The 23,722-nt window shown below is 40.8% G+C and carries 26 protein-coding genes; 7 read left to right on the top strand and 19 right to left on the bottom strand.

Annotation, left to right across the window (positions count from 1 at the left end):
- Positions 1-4: 4 nt before the first annotated feature.
- The 4 genes from spoVAD to ABTV07_RS06615 all read right to left on the bottom strand — a co-directional run bounded on the left by spoVAD (position 5) and on the right by ABTV07_RS06615 (position 2,707).
- Positions 5-1,021: a stage V sporulation protein AD gene (gene spoVAD, locus ABTV07_RS06630; protein WP_433749005.1), complete on the bottom strand. Its 1,017-nt coding sequence runs from the start codon at positions 1,019-1,021 to the stop codon at positions 5-7.
- Complete coding sequence (spoVAC, locus tag ABTV07_RS06625) at positions 1,021-1,491, bottom strand: stage V sporulation protein AC (protein WP_433749002.1); 471 nt, start codon at positions 1,489-1,491, stop codon at positions 1,021-1,023. Before spoVAC ends, spoVAD begins: the two co-directional genes overlap by 1 nt.
- A 15-nt stretch (positions 1,492-1,506) precedes the next feature.
- Positions 1,507-1,971 (bottom strand): sporulation protein, encoded by a 465-nt coding sequence (locus ABTV07_RS06620; protein ID WP_433748999.1) that lies wholly within the window; start codon positions 1,969-1,971, stop codon positions 1,507-1,509.
- A gap of 379 nt (positions 1,972-2,350) precedes the next feature.
- Positions 2,351-2,707: a DUF1360 domain-containing protein gene (locus ABTV07_RS06615; RefSeq protein ID WP_433748996.1), complete on the bottom strand. Its 357-nt coding sequence runs from the start codon at positions 2,705-2,707 to the stop codon at positions 2,351-2,353.
- A gap of 126 nt (positions 2,708-2,833) precedes the next feature.
- Here ABTV07_RS06615 and ABTV07_RS06610 point away from each other — a divergent pair, with 126 nt between their 5' ends.
- Positions 2,834-3,364: a CotY/CotZ family spore coat protein gene (locus tag ABTV07_RS06610; RefSeq protein ID WP_433748994.1), complete on the top strand. Its 531-nt coding sequence runs from the start codon at positions 2,834-2,836 to the stop codon at positions 3,362-3,364.
- A gap of 38 nt (positions 3,365-3,402) precedes the next feature.
- On the opposite strand, the gene ABTV07_RS06605 is transcribed toward ABTV07_RS06610, so the two are convergent.
- From ABTV07_RS06605 to mgtE, 5 genes are all read right to left on the bottom strand, one after another.
- Positions 3,403-3,894: a CotO family spore coat protein gene (locus tag ABTV07_RS06605; protein WP_433748991.1), complete on the bottom strand. Its 492-nt coding sequence runs from the start codon at positions 3,892-3,894 to the stop codon at positions 3,403-3,405.
- A gap of 269 nt (positions 3,895-4,163) precedes the next feature.
- Complete coding sequence (fabI, locus tag ABTV07_RS06600; RefSeq protein WP_433748988.1) at positions 4,164-4,940, bottom strand: enoyl-ACP reductase FabI; 777 nt, start codon at positions 4,938-4,940, stop codon at positions 4,164-4,166.
- Positions 4,941-5,018: 78 nt separating this feature from the next.
- Positions 5,019-5,507 carry a DinB family protein gene (locus tag ABTV07_RS06595; RefSeq protein WP_433748986.1) on the bottom strand — a complete coding sequence of 163 codons (489 nt, stop codon included), beginning with the start codon at positions 5,505-5,507 and terminating at the stop codon, positions 5,019-5,021.
- Positions 5,508-5,572: 65 nt separating this feature from the next.
- Complete coding sequence (locus ABTV07_RS06590) at positions 5,573-7,432, bottom strand: cation:proton antiporter domain-containing protein (protein WP_433748984.1); 1,860 nt, start codon at positions 7,430-7,432, stop codon at positions 5,573-5,575.
- Positions 7,433-7,477: 45 nt separating this feature from the next.
- Positions 7,478-8,827, bottom strand: coding sequence for a magnesium transporter (mgtE, locus tag ABTV07_RS06585; protein WP_433751135.1), 1,350 nt, complete (start codon positions 8,825-8,827; stop codon positions 7,478-7,480).
- Positions 8,828-9,032: 205 nt separating this feature from the next.
- On the opposite strand from mgtE, the gene prpE reads away from it, so the two are divergent.
- Positions 9,033-9,770 carry a bis(5'-nucleosyl)-tetraphosphatase PrpE gene (gene prpE, locus ABTV07_RS06580; RefSeq protein ID WP_433751132.1) on the top strand — a complete coding sequence of 246 codons (738 nt, stop codon included), beginning with the start codon at positions 9,033-9,035 and terminating at the stop codon, positions 9,768-9,770.
- A 162-nt stretch (positions 9,771-9,932) separates the two neighbouring features.
- Here the strand turns inward: prpE and ABTV07_RS06575 are convergent, their stop codons facing one another.
- Genes ABTV07_RS06575 through ABTV07_RS06560 form a run of 4 tightly spaced genes read right to left on the bottom strand, consistent with a single transcriptional unit; the run spans position 9,933 to position 12,714 of the window.
- A complete protein-coding gene (locus ABTV07_RS06575; protein ID WP_433748982.1) occupies positions 9,933-10,832 on the bottom strand; it encodes an RluA family pseudouridine synthase in 900 nt (299 codons plus the stop codon).
- Positions 10,833-10,847: 15 nt separating this feature from the next.
- Positions 10,848-11,642: an NAD kinase gene (locus ABTV07_RS06570; RefSeq protein ID WP_114743955.1), complete on the bottom strand. Its 795-nt coding sequence runs from the start codon at positions 11,640-11,642 to the stop codon at positions 10,848-10,850.
- 26 nt (positions 11,643-11,668) lie between these two features.
- The gene (locus ABTV07_RS06565; RefSeq protein WP_433748978.1) at positions 11,669-12,313 is read right to left on the bottom strand and encodes a GTP pyrophosphokinase; all 645 of its coding nucleotides are present in this window, start codon (positions 12,311-12,313) and stop codon (positions 11,669-11,671) included.
- 26 nt (positions 12,314-12,339) lie between these two features.
- Positions 12,340-12,714: a hypothetical protein gene (locus ABTV07_RS06560; protein WP_433748975.1), complete on the bottom strand. Its 375-nt coding sequence runs from the start codon at positions 12,712-12,714 to the stop codon at positions 12,340-12,342.
- 128 nt (positions 12,715-12,842) lie between these two features.
- On the opposite strand from ABTV07_RS06560, the gene ABTV07_RS06555 reads away from it, so the two are divergent.
- The 4 genes from ABTV07_RS06555 to ABTV07_RS06540 all read left to right on the top strand — a co-directional run bounded on the left by ABTV07_RS06555 (position 12,843) and on the right by ABTV07_RS06540 (position 15,536).
- Positions 12,843-13,421, top strand: a complete 579-nt coding sequence (locus ABTV07_RS06555) for a CYTH domain-containing protein (protein WP_433748972.1) — start codon at positions 12,843-12,845, stop codon at positions 13,419-13,421.
- A 23-nt stretch (positions 13,422-13,444) separates the two neighbouring features.
- The gene (locus ABTV07_RS06550; RefSeq protein WP_433748969.1) at positions 13,445-14,089 is read left to right on the top strand and encodes a lytic transglycosylase domain-containing protein; all 645 of its coding nucleotides are present in this window, start codon (positions 13,445-13,447) and stop codon (positions 14,087-14,089) included.
- A 182-nt stretch (positions 14,090-14,271) separates the two neighbouring features.
- Positions 14,272-14,673: a globin gene (locus tag ABTV07_RS06545; protein WP_433748967.1), complete on the top strand. Its 402-nt coding sequence runs from the start codon at positions 14,272-14,274 to the stop codon at positions 14,671-14,673.
- A gap of 5 nt (positions 14,674-14,678) precedes the next feature.
- A complete protein-coding gene (locus ABTV07_RS06540; RefSeq protein WP_433748964.1) occupies positions 14,679-15,536 on the top strand; it encodes a ClpXP adapter SpxH family protein in 858 nt (285 codons plus the stop codon).
- A 530-nt stretch (positions 15,537-16,066) separates the two neighbouring features.
- On the opposite strand, the gene pepF is transcribed toward ABTV07_RS06540, so the two are convergent.
- From pepF to ABTV07_RS06510, 6 genes are all read right to left on the bottom strand, one after another.
- Complete coding sequence (pepF, locus tag ABTV07_RS06535) at positions 16,067-17,884, bottom strand: oligoendopeptidase F (protein ID WP_433748961.1); 1,818 nt, start codon at positions 17,882-17,884, stop codon at positions 16,067-16,069.
- A 79-nt stretch (positions 17,885-17,963) separates the two neighbouring features.
- A complete protein-coding gene (locus ABTV07_RS06530; protein ID WP_433748958.1) occupies positions 17,964-19,196 on the bottom strand; it encodes a competence protein CoiA in 1,233 nt (410 codons plus the stop codon).
- 94 nt (positions 19,197-19,290) lie between these two features.
- Complete coding sequence (gene cls / locus ABTV07_RS06525; RefSeq protein WP_433748955.1) at positions 19,291-20,802, bottom strand: cardiolipin synthase; 1,512 nt, start codon at positions 20,800-20,802, stop codon at positions 19,291-19,293.
- A 94-nt stretch (positions 20,803-20,896) separates the two neighbouring features.
- The gene (mecA, locus tag ABTV07_RS06520; protein WP_433748952.1) at positions 20,897-21,556 is read right to left on the bottom strand and encodes an adaptor protein MecA; all 660 of its coding nucleotides are present in this window, start codon (positions 21,554-21,556) and stop codon (positions 20,897-20,899) included.
- A gap of 431 nt (positions 21,557-21,987) precedes the next feature.
- Positions 21,988-22,383, bottom strand: coding sequence for a transcriptional regulator SpxA (gene spxA / locus ABTV07_RS06515; protein ID WP_114743966.1), 396 nt, complete (start codon positions 22,381-22,383; stop codon positions 21,988-21,990).
- Positions 22,384-22,662: 279 nt separating this feature from the next.
- The gene (locus ABTV07_RS06510; protein WP_433748948.1) at positions 22,663-23,241 is read right to left on the bottom strand and encodes a GNAT family N-acetyltransferase; all 579 of its coding nucleotides are present in this window, start codon (positions 23,239-23,241) and stop codon (positions 22,663-22,665) included.
- A gap of 176 nt (positions 23,242-23,417) precedes the next feature.
- Here ABTV07_RS06510 and ABTV07_RS06505 point away from each other — a divergent pair, with 176 nt between their 5' ends.
- Entirely contained in the window at positions 23,418-23,603 is a 186-nt protein-coding gene (locus tag ABTV07_RS06505; RefSeq protein ID WP_433748945.1) for a hypothetical protein, read from the top strand.
- Positions 23,604-23,722: the final 119 nt, after the last annotated feature.

The following is a 23,722-nucleotide window of genomic DNA, read 5'->3' as shown; positions in this document are numbered from 1 at the left end:
TGCATCACATAAATTCGATGGATACGGCGTGGGCAATGCATGGGATGGATTCATTTTGCTGAAAGGTCAACGGGGAAAGAAGGGCCCCTGTCGCGACAACGAGAATCCGTTTATACACTCCCTGTTTCATTTGGTTGAGAAGATGGCCATATAAAACGGTTGCGGAACATCCAGGTCCGCTTGCACCAGCCTGTACGGGCTGCTCCGAACTATAGATCATCATGCCGCAGTCCTGAAATTGCTCCTCTTTTATATCCAGGCCTTTTTGCTTAAGCAAATCCAGTGCCGTCTGACGCCCTATCTTGGCTAAGTCTCCAGTCACAATCAAATCATAATGGGAAGGATCCAATTGAAGGTCCTTGAAATGCGCCTGGATTGTATCTGCTGCAGCAGGAGCCATGGCCCCTCCCATGTTAAATGGATCCGTCAGCCCCATATCAACCACTTTGCCGATGGTGGCCGATACGACCCTTGGATGCGGTCCTATGACGTTTTGTCCTGCACCTATCAGAGCATATCCTGCACCAGTGACTGTCCATTGAGCTGTCGGCGGCTTCTGTCCGCCATATTCAGTTGGATAGCGGAACTGTTTCTCTGTTGCAGCATTATGGCTGGAAGCTCCTGTCACAATATATTTGGCCCCTTGATAATTGATCATGAATGCTGATATAGCGAGTCCTTCCATAGAAGTAGAGCAGGCTCCGAATAGCCCTAAATAAGGTATTTGATTAGTTCTTGCTGCAAAACTGGAAGGAGTGATTTGATTAATCAGGTCTCCAGATAGAAAATACTGAACTTGGTTTTGTGTGATTCCGCTTTTTTGAAGCGCAAGTTGTACTGCATCTTCAATCATTATTCTCTGTGCCTTCTCATACGTATCCTGCCCCATCCAAAGGTCACCATGGAATTGATCAAAGTCTGATGCCAGAAGGCCGTTTTTCTCAAATGGCCCCCCTACGACCCCTGTAGATAAAATCACTGGTCTGTTGGCGAAATACCAAGATTGGCTGCCTTTAAGCATTATATAATCCCCCATTTCATCAGGAGGGTTTTAATCAATACAAGAACGAATGCTGAAAACACACCAAATACAATGACGGAACCGGCAAGTTTAAAAATATTTCCACCAACGCCGAGGACATATCCTTCTGTGCGGTGTTCGATAGCTGCTGAGATGACAGCATTCCCAAATCCTGTTACGGGAACCGCGCTTCCTGCACCAGCAAATTGCCCGAGGCGGTCATAAATTCCAAATCCAGTTAAGATCATGGAGAGAAATACCATTGTTGCCACGGTTGGGTTTCCTGCTGTCTGTTCTGTAAAATCAAAAAAATAGATATAAAAATACGAAATTGCCTGTCCAATGACACAAATGATTCCCCCGACAAGAAAAGCTTTGAAGCAATTGGCCAATACGGGACGTTTCAGTTCATACTTTTGTTCGAGCTGCTCATATTGCTTTTGTTCCGGTGTTTTTTGTGATTTGGCCATGATGCACCCCTCTTTCTACGTTTGTTCAAGCTGCAATTGTTTTATTTCTTCAAAACGCCTGGAGGCATCCTTTTTACTGATCGTATCAGCTTCCATTTCCTCTTTAAGGCGAATCGCTTCAAGGAAGATTTTATAGTCGCTCGAAACAATGAAGTTTTCATCCGGGTATTTTTTTTCAAGCATGGAATTAATATTCTTTTCTACTTTTTTCATTTTAAAGCGCTTTGAATGTTTTACTTTATAAGCAACGATGATTTCATCCTTTCCTTCAATAACAGCTGCATCATATATTTCCGGAATGCTGTCTACGTCGTGCTTAACCCTGGCGCCGATGGATTTGTTGTCTGGCCGTACTTTCAATTCAATCGGTTCCGGATTGGTCGTTTTTATCAATGCCAATTGGCTATCGTGCTTCTGTTTAGAAGAACATCCCCCTGCAGCCAATAAACATAGGCACAATATCAAAATTCCCTTTTTCATCAAGTGTATCTCCTTCCCTCATTCATTGAAGTATCCGCAATATATATTTTGGTTTAAAAAAATGTTTTTATGAACAAAGTTAAACAAAAAGACTTCCATTTTAAGGAAGTCTTCTCGCCAATTAAGTAATTCATTTAATTGTATGGTCCATTCGGAGTCAATGATCCTTGATGAACGTGCTTGCCAAACGAAGCAATTATTTTTTCTTTCCGCATCCACAGCCTTTTTTCTTAGGTTGTACGGCTTGAACAGGTTTGACAGATGTGCCATAGACTTTCGTTTTCTTCTGCATTCATATTTCCCTCCAATCAAAAGAAAAAGACTCTATACAGCATATGAAAATTCTTAGTGCCTGTTTGAATCATTGGCCCACTTTTCATTATTCTCCTCCCCATTTTTGAACAGCGGATTCAATTAGGGATGCGACACCCGCAATGGCAAAAATAATGATCACTGGTTCAGCCCATTTCGGAAAATAGAGGGTACATAAAAATAGCGCGATGCTGACCCATATCCCTGTGCACCAATAGCAGCTTAACAACTCACCGATCCATCCTCTTATCCCGCTTTTTTTAGGAGCTATATATACGGCATCATTACCGTCTTCATCTTTCATTGTAAATTCGTCAAAAAAAGGAGCCCGAAGGAAAGCCGTAATTTTATCAAAGACAATCAAGTGAGTGATGCGGAAAGAAGCAAATCCCAATATACAGAATTGAATGAATGTTAATCGCACAGACCTGTCCCCTTTTGCTTATATTCATGCCTATTTTAAGAAAAAACAGGCGTTTGTCCGTTACTCATGATAGGTAATTGCAATATGTTAATAATGTAAAATCAATTAATCTAAGGAGGAAAAAACATGGGTTGTGGTAGTCATGATGGCCATAAGGACCGTAACTGTGTATGTGAAGTAGTGCGCGCAATTAAAGATATACAAGATAATGCAGTAAACGATGAGTGCTTGGAGTGTTCATCTAACTGTTTCTTGGAGCCTCTTGGAGATTTGGTGAGCCCTGCTCGCCGACGCCGAGCTGATACACGTGTATTCACGTTGACAAATAAAAACGGCGATCTTTTCAAGGGATTATTCAGGGAACATCACGAAGATGCTGCAGATACAAGGGATTCTCATAGTAAAGAGAAAGCTTGTGCTTCCATCTATTTCAGAGTAGAAGATGTCTTCGATAATTGCTGCGCTACTCTTCGCGTTCTTAAACCATTCAAAGGTTCATACCAAGTTGGAGTTGTGGATGAAAAGGGACGCGTGAATTATGAAAAAATCTGTGAAGTAAACCGTTTCGAAGCAACTAATTCCTGCATAACTGTTGATCTTGATTGCTTCTGTGCCATTCAGTGCATCAAAGACGAATTCTTGGGAATCTGCGAATAATACACAGAAGGAGCGGCCGGAATTTCCTCCGGCCGGTCTTACATAATTCCAATCATTTTGATTTCTAATAGATCATTTTGATGAACAACAAAAAAATCGTCTGTAAATGTTTTGATTTCAATCAGCGGTCCATGAATACGATGAATGATTCCCTTCACTCTAAGTTCATTTGTCATAAACTCACAAGGGAATGGGGCCTTTCCACCAGAAAACTTCGCCAGATAGGCTACTTTTTCATCCAGTTCCATTAATCTGAATGGCTTTACCTGCTTGAATTCGTATGTTCCTGTCTGATTGGTTTGATCTATTGGATTCTCGAGTTTTTCACTCGTGCTGCTACTTTTATTTTCATGAGCTGTATGGGCTTCCTCCATAATTTCCGGGATTGATTCAGCCGCCTGCTTCAGCTCTGTCTCTTCTTTAGAAATGTAAATTTCCTGCATATTGATTTTTTCAATATGGAAGTCTGGCTGCTGAATATAGATGAGCGGTCCTTTAATACCCTGGTTTGTCTTTGATTCATTCTTCACCTAATCTCACCTCCTGCATTCCCCTGCATTCTATATGTATGCAATAAATTGAAATACGTTTCCCATTGAAATCTTTAACGTAAAATTTACTTCGTCCTCATTAATTTTTAATTTTCAGATGGTATCTTAATCACATGAAGGAAATAGAATCTTCTCCTTCCCCCCTATTTATGGTCCGCCTTTCTTTTGGAGGCGGGCCTATATTTTTGTGCATGAAAAAGGCGGCCATCATTAGCGGCCGCCTTTTTGGTATTTATCATTGAATGAGATTATCCCAACACGTGGTATCCGGAATCGACATGAATGTTTTCACCAGTGATTCCTCTTGCAAGATCGCTGAATAAGAATGCAGCTGTATCGCCCACTTCTTCTGGAGTAGTCGTTCTTCTAAGCGGGGATCTTTCTTCAATAGTTTTTAGGATGGTATTGAAGTCACTGACTCCTTTTGCAGATAACGTACGGATCGGACCAGCTGAAATGGAGTTGACGCGAACTCCGTATTTCCCAAGGTCGCTTGCCAGATATCTGACACTCGCCTCAAGGGAAGCTTTTGCCACACCCATAACATTGTAATTCTCAAGGACACGCTCTCCTCCAAGGTACGTCAGAGTGACAATGCTGCCGCCTTGGTCCATAAGCTCAAGCTTTTGTGCGGCTTTCGCTACAGCCGTCAATGAGTAGGAGCTGATATTTTGAGCTAAAAGGAATCCTTCTCTTGTCGTGTTCATGTATTCCCCGTTCAACTCTTCTTTGTTTGCAAATGCAATACAGTGTGCAATCCCATGTACACTGCCTGCCTGCTCTTTGATTTGAGCAAAGCTCTTTTCAATCTCTTCATCATTTGTGACATCACAAGGAATCACTAGATATTCAGGGTTCAAGCTCTCCGCCAACTCGCGTACACTCTTCTCCAGGCGATCTCCGGCATATGTAAAGACTAGATTTGCACCAGATTGATGCAGCGACCGTGCGATACCCCAAGCGATGCTTCGCTTATTTGCTACACCCATAACGATAAATGTTTTATTCTCTAACGATAAGTTCATGATTTAACCTCCGTTTATCACAAGTTATTAGTACCTAGTACTAATATTACCTCATTTTGCATGAATTGAAAAGAGGACTCATAATCCCAGTTGTTTCTTAATCTCTTCCACTTGATGAATATGGCGGTTCTCATGTTTTCCGATAAGCTCAAATATCTGCCAGATCGGCATTTCCCCGAAACGGTGATGATTAAGGCTTATACCGGAAAGTTCACTTTCTTTATACTTGTCGAGGAATTCAAATGTCACTTCCCTGGAGTTATTCAAGGCAGCCACCAGTTCATCCTTCCCTTTCCACTCTTCAGGGGGGTCAATGGGAGCTATTAATTTTTTGGATGGGTCATCAAAGACCGAAAGATCGACGTCAGCTGGATTTGTTTTCTTATTTTCTTTAAGACCTTGGTATGCTGCTTGCATAAATCGCGTCTCTGCCCCGGAGACATGAAGGACAACTTGAGAGATGCTCCATCTATCAGGACTTGGCTTCGCATTAATATCACTTTCACTAAGTTTGATGAAACTGTCCAATAACCTTTGTCTAATGTTTTCGAGTTCCTGTTTATTCATTTCCACTCATCCCCTTTTACATAATCTGATATGAAAAAGAGAGGTTCAAACCCCTCTCTTCATTTCTAACAACGTTCACAAAATTCAAGCTCCCGCTTCAGTTCATCTACATATTTTTTTGATCCCGTCACAATAAGGCGGTCGTTTTCTTTAAGCTCAGTATCCCCATGCGGTACGATGGAATCCTTGCCCCTGAAGATCCGGACAAATATGATATCCCCAGTGAATGGGAACTCCCTTAACGTCATGCCATGGAACTGCATATTCGCCATCCTGATTTCATAAAGGGAAGTTTCTTTATTCGTCAGGATATTGATTAAGCTTGGCGACTCGATGAGGCCTCTTAACAATGTTTTATTGGATAGGAGGGCGGAGAAGATTTCAATATCATGCTCCAGCAGATTCTCTTCAAGATCAGGACTTTCCACCAGGGCAATGACCCGTTGAACGCCATTTTCTTTAGCAGCAATAGCGAGCATTGCATTAAGTTCCTCGCTGCCTGTCGACATGACAATGATATCGAATGAAAATAGCTCTTCTTGTTCCAATGTTTCCAATTCATAATCCTCTATTTCACGGATCTCAAATAAAGAATCGGAAATCTGCTTATCGGACTTTTCCAATTTCGTATGGAATAGGATAGGCTGATATAAGCTTGATTCCAATTCTCTTGAAACTGGAAGGGTAAGCTGATTCGCTCCAACAAAAGCTACCTTGATTTTTTTTGCCTGTGCAATTTCCTTCGGGAAGTATTTTTTGAAGAAAATCGGTGTGATGACGCAGGTTATAACTGCCACTAAAATGAGCGTGCCGCTTATTTCAGTTGATATGATATTCAGCCTTTCTGCGATTTTGGCTGCGGCAATGACCAAGGACAGCGTTGAAGTCAGGAGGAATGCCGAAGCAATGACGGTCTTGGAATCATACCATTTCTTCAAAGCATATACCGGAATGAATTTGGATAGCAGGAATGCTGCCATCAATAAAGGAATGAGCAGGAGCATTTTCTTGTCGCTCAAAAGCGTCCACAGATCGAGATCGACCCCGACCATTACAAAGAATATTGGGATAAGGAATCCATATCCAAATGAATCGAGTTTCTGAACCATTTCCTGATTAGGTGACAACATCGAAACAAGAACCCCTGCAAGGAAGGCGCCAAGGATATTTTCAGCTCCAAGGGACTCAGATAATGCCACTAATAAAATGATTAGCGTGAAGACCGCACGTGTGCCAATTTGAACAGTACCCGCTGATAATTTTTCAAAGATATTAAGGTTTTGAAACCTTCTTCCAAGGAAATAAAGTACGACACCTGCCCCAAATAAAATCAGCAATAGCCACATATTTCCAGAACCCTGATCGTTTAATGATACGAAAACGGAAAGCAAGACCATAGTAGCCAGGTCGGCAATGACCGCAATCAACAATATGATCTGCCCGATTCCGGTATTCATCAGATGTTCTTCCTTCAGTGTAGGCACAACCACCCCAAGGGAGATTGTCGATATGATCAATGTCATTAAAAATGCATTTTGTATCAATCCAAAAAATACGAATAAATAGGAAAGCCCGAGGGAGATGACAAAGATCCCTGAGAATATGACGCAAGCGACTAGAAAGCGATTCGGCTCCAATCTGCCGCTTGGAAGCATCTCTCTTTTTTGGCTGCCTTTAAACGCAGCAAAATCAATCTCTACACCACTCAAGAACATCAAGAAAATAAAGCCGAGGGTGGAAAGTGTCCCAATCCACATATCTTGTTCCACAAGATTAAATCCTGATTTCCCTATAATCAGTCCTACCAATATCTCTGCAACGACAACCGGTATGAAAGTCAGTTTGAATCTGTGCAGGAGTATCGGTGTAATGAATGCAGCCAATATGACGATAACAAGCGATGCTACTGAGGCATGCTGTTCCATCAAGACCACCCCTTTCCCCAAAAGTCTCTTTATTTTGTTTTCCTTTTATGTCAATTTGCTCATGAAAGCTGTGGCGATCCCAAAATAAATCAATATGGAAATGATGTCATTGATTGTTGTGATGAACGGACCCGATGCCACAGCAGGATCTATCTTCAGGCGGTGCATCAGTAAAGGGACAAGGGCACCTGCAAGGGTGGCAACAATTAGTGATGCCAAAATAGAAATACCGACCAGGATGCCAAGAAAGAACTCCCCTTGCCATAAATACACGACCAGCATCACAATTATTCCACAAGTCGCCCCAGTGATGAGGCCAGTCCCGAGTTCTCTTAATAGGAGCTTCCACTTGCTTTCCCTTTCTAAGTCACCTGTTGCAATTCCCCGGACCACTACAGCAAGTGCCTGTGTCCCTGTATTTCCGGACATGCCGCCGATCAATGGAATGAAAACGGCTAAAATAGCCACTTTGCTAAGTGTTTCTTCAAACCTTCCAATCAGACTCGCTGTGAACATTCCGAGAAATAATAGGACAATCAGCCAAGGAAGGCGCTTCTTTGCAGCGGAGAATGGATTTTTATCCAATGTATCCACATCGGAGACACCTGCAAGCTTTGAATAATCGTCAGATGCTTCTTCATCAAGGACATCAATGATATCATCAACCGTGATGATCCCCAGCAAATGCTTTTGAAAATCTACTACTGGAACAGCAAGAAAGTCGTAGTCCTTCATTTTCTTGGCTACCTGCTCCTGATCTTCTGCTGCTGAGACTGCCACCACACGCGTAAACATGATTTCCGATATCATGGTATCATCATCGCTGATGATCAAATCCCTTAGAGAAATGACCCCCACAAGCCTTTTTTCATCGTCCACTACATAAACATAATAAATGGTTTCAGCATTTGGCGCTTCATTCTTAAGGATATACATGGCAGATCGGACTGTCTGATTCGCTGCAATGGAAATGAACTCAGTGGTCATGATGCTTCCTGCTGTATATTCCTCATAATGAAGAAGTTCTTTTATTTCATCTGCTGCTTCTTCATCCATTATGGTTAAATAGCTCGCCACATGATCTTTATCAAGCTCATTCAAGACATCTACAGCATCATCTGTGTACATGCTTGAAATCATGTCTGCGGCATACTTGGGATTCATTTCTTCAAGGATGTCCTGATAGTCTTCTTCCTCTATTTCTATATTCTGGAATATCTCTGACATTTCATCAGGGGATAAAAAATGGTAAAGTTCCCTTCGATCATCTTTATCCATTTTTAAGAAAAACTGTGTTTGATCATAAGCATGCATATCCATGAATTCACTGCGGAACGCATCAATGTCTTTGTTTTTGAGAGCCGCTTCTAATTTTTCGAATGCACTGCGCTCCAGCTCCTTTGTATTTTCATCCACCAATTATCCCCTCCTTTAGCTTCATTCCAATATACTAGCAAAATTGCCCTTGATTGTCTTGTTATAAGACTGTTCCCATTCTTCATTATTTCCTATTTTTATCATCATCATGTTACAGTATGATTGGATGAATATGTATACAATAAGAATGTTGATAGTATTAACCGGGAGTTGAGTGATCTTGCTGAAAATCGATATTATTGGAGATATTCATGGATGCATAGATGAGTTTAAAGAACTAACCATTAAGATGGGCTATGATTGGACCAGCGGCATACCGGTCCATCCTGAAAATAGAGTGCTTGGTTTCGTAGGTGATTTGACTGATCGGGGCAAGAATTCATTGGAAGTTGTCAGGATTGTATATGAGCTTTGGAAAAATGGCCTGGCCCACTATGTCCCTGGCAATCACTGCAATAAATTGTATCGCTATTTATCAGGCAATAAAGTGATGATTGCCCATGGACTTGAAACGACAGTGGAAGAATTGGATCGTCTTGCTCCTGCTGAACGCTCAAAAATCACCGATGCATTCAAAATACTTTATGAAGAATCTCCGCTTTATTCCTTGCTGGATGAAGGAAACCTCATCCTTGCACACGCAGGGATCCGTGGGGACTATATTGGAAAAATGAATGAAAAAGTAAAGACATTCGTCCTTTATGGCGACATTACAGGGGAAAGAAATCCAGATGGATCGCCTGTCAGAAGGGACTGGGCGAGACATTATAATGGAAGCTCATTGATTGTCTACGGGCATACTCCTGTCCAAGATGCACGGTTTATTAACCGGACCGTCAATATTGATACAGGAGCTGTATTCGGAGGGAAGCTTACGGCGTTAAGATATCCGGAAATGGAAATAGTGGATGTCCCTTCATCCATGCCGTTGGTTCCGGAGAAATTCAGAATTTTTGATTAGAAAGGCGGAAGCGCCTTGGTCAGCCCCGGCCTGCATAAGACGGAACTCGAAGGAAATCCTGATTTCCGTAGAGGTACGTCTTATGACCTCGAGGGGCTAGGCGGTGGAGCTGGACAGAATTTTATTCGGATATTTTCTACATATCTTTTTAAAAAGGCAGACTTATTCGAAGTCTGCCTTTGCCAGTTGTTTCATATCTTTCGGCAGTTCCGCGGTAAAAATGAGTTTTTCATCCAGTATCGGATGATAAAATTCAAGTTTTACGCAATGGAGCGCCTGCCTTTTTATAAGTTCCGTACTGCCTCCATATAGATCATCTCCAGCGAGTGGATGACCTATATGAGACAAGTGTACACGGATTTGATGTGTTCTGCCTGTTTCAAGCTTCAACTCCACCAGGGAGTGGGAAGGCAGTAAACGAATGACTTCATAGTGCGTCACTGCTCTTTTTCCCTGTTCATTGACTTCCCTCTCAATGATGCTTGTCGGCTTTCTTCCAATCGGAGCATCAATTACCCCTTTTTCAGGACAGATCTTGCCTTCTGCAACGGCTAAATATGTGCGGGTCAATTGATTCGTTTTTTGCCGTTTTGAAAGGAGGTGGTGGCAGTATCTATGTTTAGCGATAAGCAGCAGGCCTGAGGTATCGCGGTCCAGCCTTGTCACGATATGGATGGTTGCATCAATCATTTTTTGTTTGTAGTAGCCAAGGACGGCATTTGCGATGCTGCCATCCGGCCGGTCTCTCGAAGGTATGGTATTTATGCCTGGTGGTTTATTTATCACCAGCACATGATTGTCTTCATACACGATATCCAGTGGGATATCCTCTCCCAGCAGCCCGCTGCTTGGGATTTCCGGTGGAAATATGACCGTAAGTCTATCCCCTCTCTTCAGAAGATACCGGACATTTTCTTCCTGTCCATTGACTTCAATGCGTCCACCTGAAAACTTGATATCCGTCAATGCCCGTTTGGAGATCTCCCTGGCAGCAAGGAAATCTTTAATGCTCATTTCCTTGCTGTTCCCATCGATCTCCCATGTAAGTACAAACGAATTCATGCTGCCTCCCCTTCTTCAGTCCGCCACGAATGAATCATGGACCCTTTTCCAGAATGGGAATGGGCGGAACCTTGCAAAGCGGATCTTTTCATCAGCCACCCTGAATTGTATGGACTTGACGTCCTTATGTAGAAGTGTCAAATGATCCACAGTAATCAAAAAATCAGATTTATTGACCGGTTTAAGCATACACGTATGATGTGCGGGCAATATCAATGGAGAACCAATGGTGCGGAAAACCTTGTTATTGATCGACGCCATTTCCGCCAGCTGAATGGATGGCAGGGATGGATGGATGATCGCTCCGCCAAGAGCTTTATTGTAGGCTGTACTTCCTGATGGAGTGGAAACACACAAGCCGTCGCCGCGGAATCGCTCAAAATGCTCTCCCCTGATCTCCACATCCATCACAAGGGTCCCCTCTACTGCTTTCACGGTAGATTCGTTCAGGCCGAGATATCTTGTCTCTTTCCCACCATGCTCATACCGGATGATCACTTCAAGAAGAGGGTATTCAATGATTTGATAAGGCGTCTTGGCTATTGCAATAACTAATTTTTCGATTTCTTCAGGCACCCAGTCGGCATAGAACCCCAGATGTCCTGTATGCACCCCGACAAAGGCCGTCTTATCCAATCGTGAGCTGTAGCGGTGAAAAGCATACAGCAAAGTGCCGTCACCGCCAACGGAAATTACGATATCAGGCTGTTCTTCGTCATACTCCAGCTCAAAGTCCTGCAGATATGTCCTCATTTTGTGCATTAATGTATTCGATTTCGAATCGCCCTTCGATTTAATAGCAAATTTCATTAGGAGCACCCTCTTCATTCATTGGACTAGGATTTCTTTTTACTTTCATTATGTATTTCTTTCTTTTTTGAGAAAAACACCTGTGCTTCTTGAATTTCTTCCCTGATCTGAGACATTTCTTCATCCAATTGGAATGCAGCTTCAGCTGCCCTTTTCAGCCGCATTTTAATTTCTTCTGGAAACTGCCCCCGATACTTATAATTCAAAGAATGTTCGATTGTCGCCCAGAAATTCATGGCAAGCGTCCTGATTTGAATCTCCATCAGGATCTTTTTTTCTCCATCGATCGTCTGCACGGGATAGTGGATGACAAGATGATAGGACCGGTACCCGCTCGGCTTTTTATGTGAAATATAATCTCTTTCTTCGACGATTTCAAAGTCATTCCGCTTCCTGAGCATCTCAACGACCGGTTTGATATCATCAACAAATTGGCACATCATCCGAAGGCCGGCGATATCCTGCATCTCGGACTCGAGGCGGTCAAGGGGTATCCCTTTCTGGTTGGCTTTGTCTAAAATGCTCGCAATCGGTTTGACCCTGCCTGTAACAAATTCTATCGGGGAATGTACACCATCCATTTCAAATTGTGTCCGCATCCCTTTCAGCTTGATTTTCAATTCATCAACAGCCTGTTTATATGGCGCTAAAAAAAGCTCCCAGTGTTTCATCACATTCACCTCATTCAGCCTGCTATTTACTTAGAAAGGAAAACACTCTCTGCTTTTCTGACCATCTCTTCGCCATAATTGCTGTTGCCTTCTATATTTTCAATCAGATATGCCAGTTCCTCATGGATATTTTCAAGCACAAGCTCTTCATTCCCTGAAACAGCCTTCATAGGGATTTGTTCATCAAGTGCCGATTTCATTTCTGCCCAAACACTCTCCGGAAGATAAATATATACATAGTCTTCTTCCGTTTCTGCCAAATAAACAAATGCCACTGCATCTGAATCAACAATAAGCTGTCCAGTCGGCTTCAATCCGCTGAGGGGATAATTTTCTTCACTATGCAAAATAAGTGTTTTGCTGAGTTTTTCAGCATTCTTCAGTTGTAATGTCTTTCTCATAGTAAATCTCCTTCCTATTGCTTCTTTTAGTATTTTACCATATGATTCTCAATACATCTAAGGATTGATGAAATAGACATTTAAAGGAATAATGGAATAGAATTTTCTTATTGAAAAGGAGCTTCAGTATGTCAAAGGAAATTGAAATTGAATTCAAGAATCTATTAAACAAAAATGAATTTGAATCGTTGAAGAAGTCATTGGGGATTGAAGACCGTTCCTTCACTTCTCAAGTGAACCACTACTTTGATAGTGAAGACTTTAAATTGAAAGAAATGGGTTCTGCTCTAAGGATAAGAATGAAAAATGACAAAGCGGTGCTGACGTTTAAGGAACCAGCGGAAGTTGGGCTGCTCGAAACTCATCAGCCTATTGAAGCGAATGAATTAGAAATTTACTTGAAAGGTCATCCTTTTCCTCCCGGTGATGTAGTCGATCGTTTAGCGGAATTATCGATTGATATGGATAGCCTAAACTATTTCGGCACCCTTCAGACTAATCGTGCGGAAGCAGATTATAATGGGGGCCTGCTTGTTCTGGACCATAGCTCCTATTTAAATTGTGAAGATTATGAAGTAGAATATGAAGTGAAAGATTTCCATTCCGGGAAAAATTTATTCAATCAATTGTTGGAAGAACATCAAATCCCCATTAGGGAAACAGATAATAAAATCAAACGCTTTTACTTAGCAAAAATAAATTCATAACGCTTGATCCGGGAGGTTTACCAATGACTTCTATTCATTCTCTTAATTCTTTGATGCAGCTGCAGGCAATCAAAAATATTGCCGGAAACGGTGAAACATCTTTATTTAATAATGATAGCAATGATAATCTGTTCTCAGATTTATTAAATGAAATCATCCAAGAAGCAGAAGCCGGCACTCAAAAAATAGGCCAGGGAACGTCTCTACTATTATCAAAACTGAATCAAAACGCCCCAATTCATTTAAACGACCGGTTAAAGCCCGAAATAACACGCCAGTCGGACAGCGCATCCCTATCAATTGACAGCATTATTCAGAAAGCATCTGATGCATTTGGCCTGCCGGCAAAATTGATTCACGCCGTCATCAAGCAGGAATCGAACTACAATCCGGCAGCCACAAGTGCGGCAGGAGCAGCAGGATTGATGCAATTGATGCCTTCAACAGCGAAAGCACTGGGGGTATCCAATATCCATGATCCGGAAGAAAATATCTTTGCGGGGACTAAATATTTAAAGCAAATGTTGGACAAGTACTCCGGTAATGTCGACTTGGCATTAGCAGCGTATAATGCCGGTCCGGGAAATGTAGACCGATACGGAGACATCCCTCCTTTTAAAGAAACTCAAAAATATGTTGAGAAAGTAAAATCTTCCTTCCTCAGTTGAGCGACAAGCCTTGCGTGTCTATTTTAGACATTGCAGGGCTTTTTTCTTTGATTCATAGAATAGAATGAAGTAAAATCATCAAACATATTAGTAATCAAACAGCGGGATAAAGCGATTTGTTTGAGTTATCCCATTTCCCTTGCTACAATGGAAATAATCTAAAAGGTAAAGGAGTTACCAATATGATCGAGAAAGATGCTACGCCTTTTAAATTGATTGGCGAGGAAAAACTCTCGATGCTGGTGGATGCATTTTATAGAAGAGTTGGAAAACATCCGGACTTATTCCCCATCTTTCCTGACGATCTTACTGAAACCGCTAGGAAGCAAAAGCAGTTCCTGACCCAATATCTCGGAGGGCCCCCTTTATATACGGAAGAACACGGGCATCCAATGATGAGGGCTCGCCATCTGCCTCACCCCATAACACCGAAAAGGGCACAGGCCTGGCTGGGCTGCATGAGAGAAGCGATGGACGAAGTCGGTCTTGAAGGGCATCTCAGGGATGAATTTTTTGCAAGATTGACCTTGACCGCACGGCACATGGTCAATATCACGGATGAAGAATTAGGTAAAGAGGTCTGATGGATATGACTGCATGGAATGATCCAAACAGCTGCGGACAGCTAAAAAAGCCGTTGGAAATCTATATGTTCATCGATCCGCTCTGTCCCGAATGCTGGGCTCTTGAACCTATCATGAAGAAGCTTCAGATCCAGTACGGACGTTTTTTTACATTAAAACATGTTGTCAGCAGCAAAATTGCTAGATTGAACACTGCTGCTAATACTCCTGAGAATATTGCAGATTCCTGGGAAAAGACTGCATGCCGGACAGGAATGTCATGTGATGGAAGTCTTTGGTTCGAGAATCCTATTTCGGCTCCCTATTTGGCTTCAATGGCGATTAAAGCTGCGGAGCTTCAAGGAAAAAGAGCTGCATCCAAGTTCTTAAGAATATTACAGGAATATCTCTTCCTCAAGAAAGAGAATATTTCTCATCTGGATATTTTACTCCAATGTGCAAATACCGTCGGGCTTGATACCGAGGAATTCATGAAAGACATCCATTCTGCCAGCGTCGCAAAAGCCTTGCAATGCGATTTGAAAATCTCATCTGAAATGGAAGTTTCAGAAATTCCTACCCTTGTCTTTTTTAATGAAAATATTGAAGATGAAGGATTAAAAGTAACTGGATTATATCCTTTTAAGGTATATGTCCAAATCCTGTCGGAACTTCTTGACGAGGAACCTGAGCCTGCTCCAACCCCTAGCCTCGATGCATTTATGAAGCATTATAGACTGGTAGCATCCAAAGAAATTGCCGAAGTTTATGAAATGTCTGTTGCAGAGGTTGAAAAGGAAATGAAGAAATGGGCATTGCAGCAAAAGGTCAAAAAGATTCCAGCAAAACATGGTTCTTTTTGGAAGTACATTGAATCCAAATGATATTTTAAAATAATAAAATAAACACAAGAAACCCCTGGCTATGCCAGGGGTTTCCATTTACGAACAAAGGGGATGGGAGAAATTTTTCACGGTCAAACAAAGGGGTATATGTTTGTATGTGATCAACTTCACACTAGTAATATAGCATGTGGAGACTTGTATTTGCAAGTGCATGTTAGTTATTTCACAATATTGTCAAAAAACATTCCCGTTGACCAGTTTTGATGGAATAGATCCCTTTCTTTTTCATATATATAGCTTATACTGCTTATCCGGAGTGACATGCTATGAAGTTGAACTGGTTCCTTATTGCATTCATCCTGCTTTTTGTGGCCGCTTTTTGGTTCAATGTACTGGGATTATTGGAGATCTATCCAATATTAATAACGTCTCCTTTTTTGTTTTTTTCTTTGTTCCTCCTTGTTTTCTACTTTAATCAACGAAAGAGATTCAAGGGATTCAAAAGACGATTTTAACGGCAAACAAAGAAAAAAGAGGATGGCAAATTAAAATGCCATCCTCTTTTTCTTTTAGGATAATAGTTCTTCCAGTTCTGCCAGTTTTTCTTCGAATACTTTCAATGCTGCTTCAATTGGTTCTGAAGTCGTCATGTCCACTCCTGCTTTTTTCAGTACTTCGATAGGATAATCAGAACTTCCTGACTTCAAGAAGCCGATGTATCTTGAGACAGCTTCTTCCCCTTCGTCAAGGATCTGCTGGCTCAACGCAGTGGCAGCACTGAATCCTGTTGCATATTGATATACATAATAATTGTAGTAGAAATGCGGGATCCTTGACCATTCCAAGCCGATTTCTTCATCAATAACGATATCGTCGCTGCCAAAGTATTTTTGGTTTAGCTTATAATACTCTTCTGTCAACAGGTCTGCAGTCAATGCTTCGCCATTTTGAGCTTTCTTATGGATCAGATGCTCGAATTCTGCAAACATCGTCTGACGGAATACCGTGCCCCTGAAGCCTTCAAGATAATGATTCAAAAGGTAGATCCTCTTCTTCTCATCATCAATCGTTTTCAGCAAGTAATCGTTCAGCAGAGCTTCATTGCATGTAGAAGCTACTTCAGCTACAAAAATGGAATAGTTCCCGTACGTATAAGGCTGGGATTTGCGCGTATAGTAGCTGTGTACACTGTGTCCGAATTCATGGGCCAGCGTAAATAAATTATTGACGTTATCCTGCCAGTTCATCAGGATATACGGATTTGTTCCATACGCTCCTGAGGAATAAGCCCCGCTTCGCTTCCCTTTATTTTCAACCACATCCACCCAGCGGTTGGAAAATCCTTCTTCTAGGACATTTCTATATTCTTCACCCAATGGAGCAAGGCCATCAAGGATCATACCTTTTGCTTCTTCATATGGAATTTCCATTTTTACTTCTTTCACAAGGGGTGTGTACAGATCATACATATGCAATTCATCAACACCAAGGATCTTTTTGCGCAGCTTTACATAGCGGTGAAGCAGATGCAGATTATCATTCACAGTATTGACTAGATTATCATATACACTTTCCGGTATATTATTTTCAGAAAGGGCTGCATGACGCGCAGAATCATAATTGCGAACCCTCGCATTGAAATTATCTGTTTTCACCTGTCCGCTTAGCGTACTTGAAAAAGTATTCCGATATTTTCCATAGGTGCTGTATACAGCCTTGAATGCATCTTCCCTTACACGCCGGTCAGCACTTTCCAAAAAGCTGGTATATCTGCCGTGGGTTACTTCCACTTCCTCGCCGTTCTCATCCTTGATTGCAGGGAATTCAAGATCGGCATTATTCAGCATCCCGAACGTATTGCTCGAAGCCATAAAGACCTCTCCAGCCTGTGCAAGCAGTGCCTCTTCCTCAGAAGATAGCACATGCGGCCTTTGAAGATTGATTTCTTCAAGGGCATGTTTATATTGCTGCAAATCTTGATTTCCTTCAACGAATTTTGTAAGTTTCTCTTCATCAATGGAAAGAATTTCAGGAACCACATACGAAAAAGCACTGGAAATCTGGGTATAGAGGTTCTTGGCCCTGTCATCCATCCCTTGATAAGTCGAATTCGTAGTATCCTGATCATACTTCATATGGGAATAGGTATAGATCTTCCCCATCTTTTCCAGGACTTCATCCTGATATTTCAATAGCTTCAACAAGCCCTCTGCACTGCTGCCAAGCTTCCCTTTAAAGGAATCAGCGTCATTCAACATGTCCTTTACTGCGTTATATTCTTCATTCCATTTCTCATCTGATTCAAAGATATCTTCTAATTTCCATGTCAGCTCTTCAGGCACTTCTGTACGCTTTGGCAATGCCTTTGTCGCGGTAGTGTTTTCCATTCAAAAATCCCCCATTCTTTCGTGTTACGAAAAATTTTACCTATCTCTCATCAATTCGATGCAAATCAGGGAAATCCTTCTAGAAAAACGTAATTCTCTCTATTAATTGACGATTAATATCTTTGACGATAGTCGAATAGTAGATCTTTTCCTCCTCAATCCCCTTCTCCATATTTAGAGGAAAATTGAATTCATTAACCAGCCTAAATTTATTCTTGCCGCACATCTTCAAGTGGCCGGTCCTCACAAGCAAATGGAGATAGGAAGAGACCATCCGATCCGTAAAATCATGGGAAAGCAGCGGCAGCGGCCTTTTTTTGATATCCCCCTTGCGAATTCTTTTTTGAACATTTTGCAAGCATCTGTCCATATCGATTATTTTACCCTTATCGTGATTGAGAGTATCCGTCCAAATATAAAGCTGCCATTCTAATGGATGGGACGATACAGAATACATATAGGATACAGGAAGGCCAATTTGAGGTGCAAGCAAAAATGGATTTAGCCCATTCTGATAAATGGTCAATAAAAAATGGTCTTTTTTCCATCTGCTGTAATGGACACGCTGCTGCATCCATTTGTTTTTTTCATCCATCCATCTTTTTATCGGATATTGCGTAAAGCAGTCTGCCGGATTTAAAAGAATTTGTGAAGGATTCAATTTATATAAGGGAGAGATGATTGGAGCAGCAAACGTTTTCGAAGGCGTCAGAGGAAAGAATTTTGATAGTTGACCCATGATCTTGTTCTCCGGGGAATATGAAAGGAGTAGTGGGCTTCCGCTTGAGGAACTTTGGGCAAAGGACCATTGGAATGGAGATAGCTTATAGATGCTTGTTTTTCCATCCTTCCCTTTTCTGATAGGCGCATCTCCCATAATCCATATTGGCTTTATATTCATTGCGAGATAGCCTTTTGTCCGGGTTTGAATAACGGTGGCTGGTATTGAAGAACATTGATATTCTATGGCATAATTTTGCCCCTCGACCGCCAGAAGGATGTCCGGCCTTTGACCGATTTCCTCGAGATATGGTTCAAGCTCTACCGATTCCGGATAGGACTTCTTTAGCCATTCAAAAATATCAAGTTTTCCATTTAAATGATGAATGGATTCTGATTCGCTGAAACTGCTGCAAGCAGATTGGTTTTTGTGGGCGAAATGTGGAATGTTGATGCTCCCTGCTTTTATCAGTAGTGAATCACCACAGTGGGGACAGTAAAACTTTTGGGTTCGTCTTATTCGTTCAATTTCGTCTTTTGGTTTTTTCCATAGCACAGTGAATTCTCCATTTTTATTTTTGGCAGAAATCACAGCTTCACCTCCTTGTTCATTACCATTCTTCATATTTTCGATAATCCCTGCAAAAATGAAAAAAAACCGCCCATTATAATGGACGGTCAAAAAATTAAAGCAATGGCGATAATAGTCTGGATGTGGACTCCAATAGCCTATAGCCGATATGCCGATTGCTGAATGTATCCAGATTGAGTTCATTGGAACTCTCCAAATCATGGAGATACTCCTTTACTAAAGTCTGGGTGCTTAATGTCCTATATAAAAAAGCATTGACTTCAAAATTCAAATGAAAGCTTCTCATATCCATATTTGAAGTCCCAATTGAAGCAAGCTCATTATCGACAATCACAATTTTACTGTGCATAAATCCTTTTTCATACTCATATACTTTGACCCCGGCCGCAAGAAGCTCCGGAAAATATGATCTTGAGGCATGGAATACAATTCTTTTATCCGGCCGGTTCGGCACAAGCAATCGCACATCTATTCCACTCAAGGCAGCAATTTTCAACGCAGAGAAAATATCTTCATCAGGGATAAAATATGGAGAAGCAATCCAGACAGAATGCTCAGCAGAATTTATCATCGCAAAAAAGATGTCTTTTAGGACACTCCATTCATTATCCGGACCCCCTGCTATCATCTGCACTCCACCATCCTGAAAAAGATCCGGCGGCTCTGAATGAAGATACTTTTCATCGAGGAAATGTTCGCTTGTCATGTAATACCAATCTTGAAAAAATATGAGCTGTAGTGATTTTACAGCTTCTCCATGGACCATTAGATGGGTATCTCTCCAAAAACCAAAGTGGTCATTTTTTCCCAAATATTCATCTCCGATATTCAACCCGCCAACAAAACCAACTTTTCCATCAATCACAATGATTTTTCGATGGTTTCGAAAATTAAACTTATTGTTCAAAAAAGGAACCTTAACTGGTCCGAATGGTATGGCTTCGACACCTGCCGCCTTCAATTCTGAGATATAACGTTTGGAGAGCTTCCATGAACCAACTGCATCGTAAAGAAAACGGATTTTCACACCTGCTTTTGCACGGTCAATGAGAATCGATTTTATTTCCCTCCCAAGTTCATCATTTCGCACGATATAATATTCCATATGAATATGATGCCGTGCACGCTTCAATTCTTCCTTGATGAATTGAAAGGTCTCCTGCCCATTTGTCAGTACTTTAGTAGCAGTCGAGAAGGAAACCGGACTATGCCCAAGCTTTTGAGCAAGATGATAAAGCTTCTTTTGGTGGTCCCCAAGTTTCTCAAGCCTCGGTTCGTGATTCTCTGGAAACTCTTCATATTTAATATAAGCCTCTTTATCAAGGATGTATTTTTCCCTGAACATCTTTTCTTTTCGATAATTTCTTCCGAAAAGAAGATAAAAAACAAATCCCAATAACGGAAAGCTCCCAAGCACTACCAGCCAAGTGAGTGTCTGGGTGGGATGCCGATTTTCCAAAAATATCACTACCCCGATAAAAATGACCGAGAGTGTGATAATAAAACTGAGATATTTTAATACATCATACTCAAGCCAATCTTTCATAATAATGTATACACCGGTTAACGCTGCTAAAAACAACACTAATCTTACTGTATTTTTCACGTGAATCCACCGCCAGTCATGATCCCATTCTAATTAACGCACCTGAGCGATAAAAAAACCGATTTCTCTTGGAAATCGGTGTTCATGAAGCTTTTCAGCTAAAATGTTTATTAAGGACAGAAAATACATCTTTATCGATTACAATGTTGCCGTATTCTTCTAACCGATGGATGGTCATCTGTGTTTCATTTCCGTATTCAAGAAGCACACTCAACACGTTGTCGATTTCATCTTCTTCAAATACATCTTCCTGAAACTCGACATATAAATAATATTTATTCTCAAATGAGAACAACTTAGTATTTAAATGCTCTAAACCAGGACGTTTTGACAATGAAATGGCATCCTCAATGTCTCTGAATGATAATAAAAATTCAAGTGAATCCTCATTATCCGAATCCTGCTGCCTTAATTGAAACTGCTGATCGAGAAGTTCTTCAATTCTTTCATCGACAGGCAAATCCTTTAACTTATCTTCTGGAATAGGCAGTTCAAAACGCTGTCCATCCTTAGACATCTGTGCTCTTGTCACGAGGACTTCCAAGCCTTTATCAAGTGCCTGCACCTGAATCCATAAAGGACCTTCTACCGAGAACTCTTCTTCCTGATGAACTTCATCCATCATTTCCCAAAAGAGTTCCTCACTACGCTCGCGATTGTACCAAATTTCCTCGCGATCGAAACCTCTTTCTTCTATATCAAGATACGAAATATAAAATTTTACCGTATTTTCGTTAATTCTCTCGATTTCCACTTTCAACTCTCCCTTCTTTGTTAAAGTGATGAAGGGACTACACCCCCGAGCATCTGCTCAAATCGATGTTGAAACTGTACAAAGTATTTTGTACCTTGTACTCTTATTTTATGATAATAAGGTCTAAAATGGAAACAAAATGTACTATTTCTTGAACAAAATAATCAAATGCCCATCCAGTCCTATTTTCATTTGTATCGTTTTGGCTATTTTAGCCCATTCAATTAAAAATTTCAAGTCAGAATATTTCTTCAATTGCCCCTGATTGTTTCTCAGTTAATTTCCGAGCTGTAATTCACATTCAACGGGGGCGCTTGTTACAGAATAAAAAAGAAAAAGCCTGCCGAAAATGTACAGCAATGCAGCGTTGAAACTTTCTTGTCTCGAACTTGCAGCCGAACATATTAAGGGCAGGCTTTTTAAATTAATAATTAATTGACCATTCTCTGCGCTTCACGCAATTGGAATGTCCTTACCTTGCGAGGAAGGAATCTTCTGATCTCATCTTCATTATATCCAACTTGCAGACGCTTTTCATCGATGATTATCGGGCGTCTTAAAAGACCAGGATTTGATTGAATCAATTCAAACAACTGCTGCAGAGGAAGAGTTTCTAAATCTACATTCAGCTTTTGGAATATCTTTGAGCGGGTCGAGATGATTTCATCTGTCCCATCTTCTGTCATGCGAAGGATCTCTTTGATTTCCTCTAAGCTAAGAGGTTCAGAGAAAATATTTCTTTCCGTATAAGGAATTTCATGCTCCTCTAGCCATGCTCTTGCTTTCCTACATGATGTGCAGCTTGGTGAAGTGTATAATGTAACCATTCTTCATTCACACTCCTATATAATAATGGATTTTATTTATCTTATGGATTTTTAGTTTATAATTACTATAAAGAAAAAATCTATATTGTGTATTATACACTATTTGAATATAATTGAACATACATTTTGGAATATGTAATAATTGTTATACATACATTGTACATTTTTTGTCAAAACTCGTTTGATATAAGACTTTACCCCTTATTTATTGTATATAAACATGCTTTTTGAGGTTTTTTTGGATATAAAAAAGTGCAGCTTTAAGCTGCACCTCAAAATTTAAATATCCTTTAAAATGTCTTCTGAGTCCTTCGTGTCTTCATCATATGTCAACACTTCATTCACAGGCTGATATGATGCCCCATAAAAATCTGTGTCCTTATACGTATGAATCATTTCGTACGTTTTTTTCATTGCTTCGTAAACTTGTTCTTCACTTTCATTATTAGGAGCCCAGTAAAGAATCTCCATCGCATTGATTTCATTTGTTGCCAGTGAACGCCTGCGATATCCAATGTTCTGGGCATGCTCAAATCCTTCCCTCTTATAAAACCGAAGTCTTTTCTCAGTATCGGTGTCTTCATAATTTACAGGTTCAACTTCTAAGATGATCGGCTTGTTCTTCTTTTTCAGTTTTTCAATCAATTTATGGCCCAGCCCTTGACCCCTTGCATCTTTAGAGACGAATAAGTAGTCAATAAAAGTAAAATCCTCAAGTTCTACATACATTAACACATGAAGCGGCCCTTCATCTTTGTGGTAGATCTCACCTTTTTCTTTCAGTAATGTCTCCATATGCTCTTTCGATTTCATTTCCACAACAGGGAAATACTGATTCAATTTTTCATACCAATGCATTTTTTTGCTCCTCCTGAACTTATTCTCAATCAATAAGCTCCCATCTTTGTATTTATATTATTGCGATTACTACTGCTTTTCATTCAGTTTCCGGCATACAATGAATTAGGCGCAGCAAGTCCAATCTTACTTTTTAGTGATGAGACGGCGATTAAATAAAAAGATGGAGGTTTATGATGACTGAGTATGTGATTGATTTGATCCTTTTCTCCGCATTCGTCATCGGATTAACGGCCATAATGGGCGTTTTGACAAATGGTATCGGAGAAAAACTATTCGGTGGAAAAAATAAAAGGTTTTTCGTGGAAAAATCAGCTTCCATACAAACGGGATGGAATAAAGTTGGCGGAAGAAGTGATTAAAGGGTTTCTTTAAGCGTTTCCATCACTTTATCCAATTATTTCTTTTCCCCCTATTTATAGTAATTAAACATCAAAAGAGAATTCCCTTTATATTTTTTTATTCCATCCACTATTAAATG

Origin of the sequence: Falsibacillus pallidus, from assembly GCF_050990905.1 — a bacterium.
In the GTDB taxonomy this organism is placed as follows: Bacteria; Bacillota; Bacilli; order Bacillales; family DSM-25281; genus Falsibacillus; species Falsibacillus pallidus_A.
This window is presented reverse-complemented; position numbering and strand designations above follow the sequence as displayed.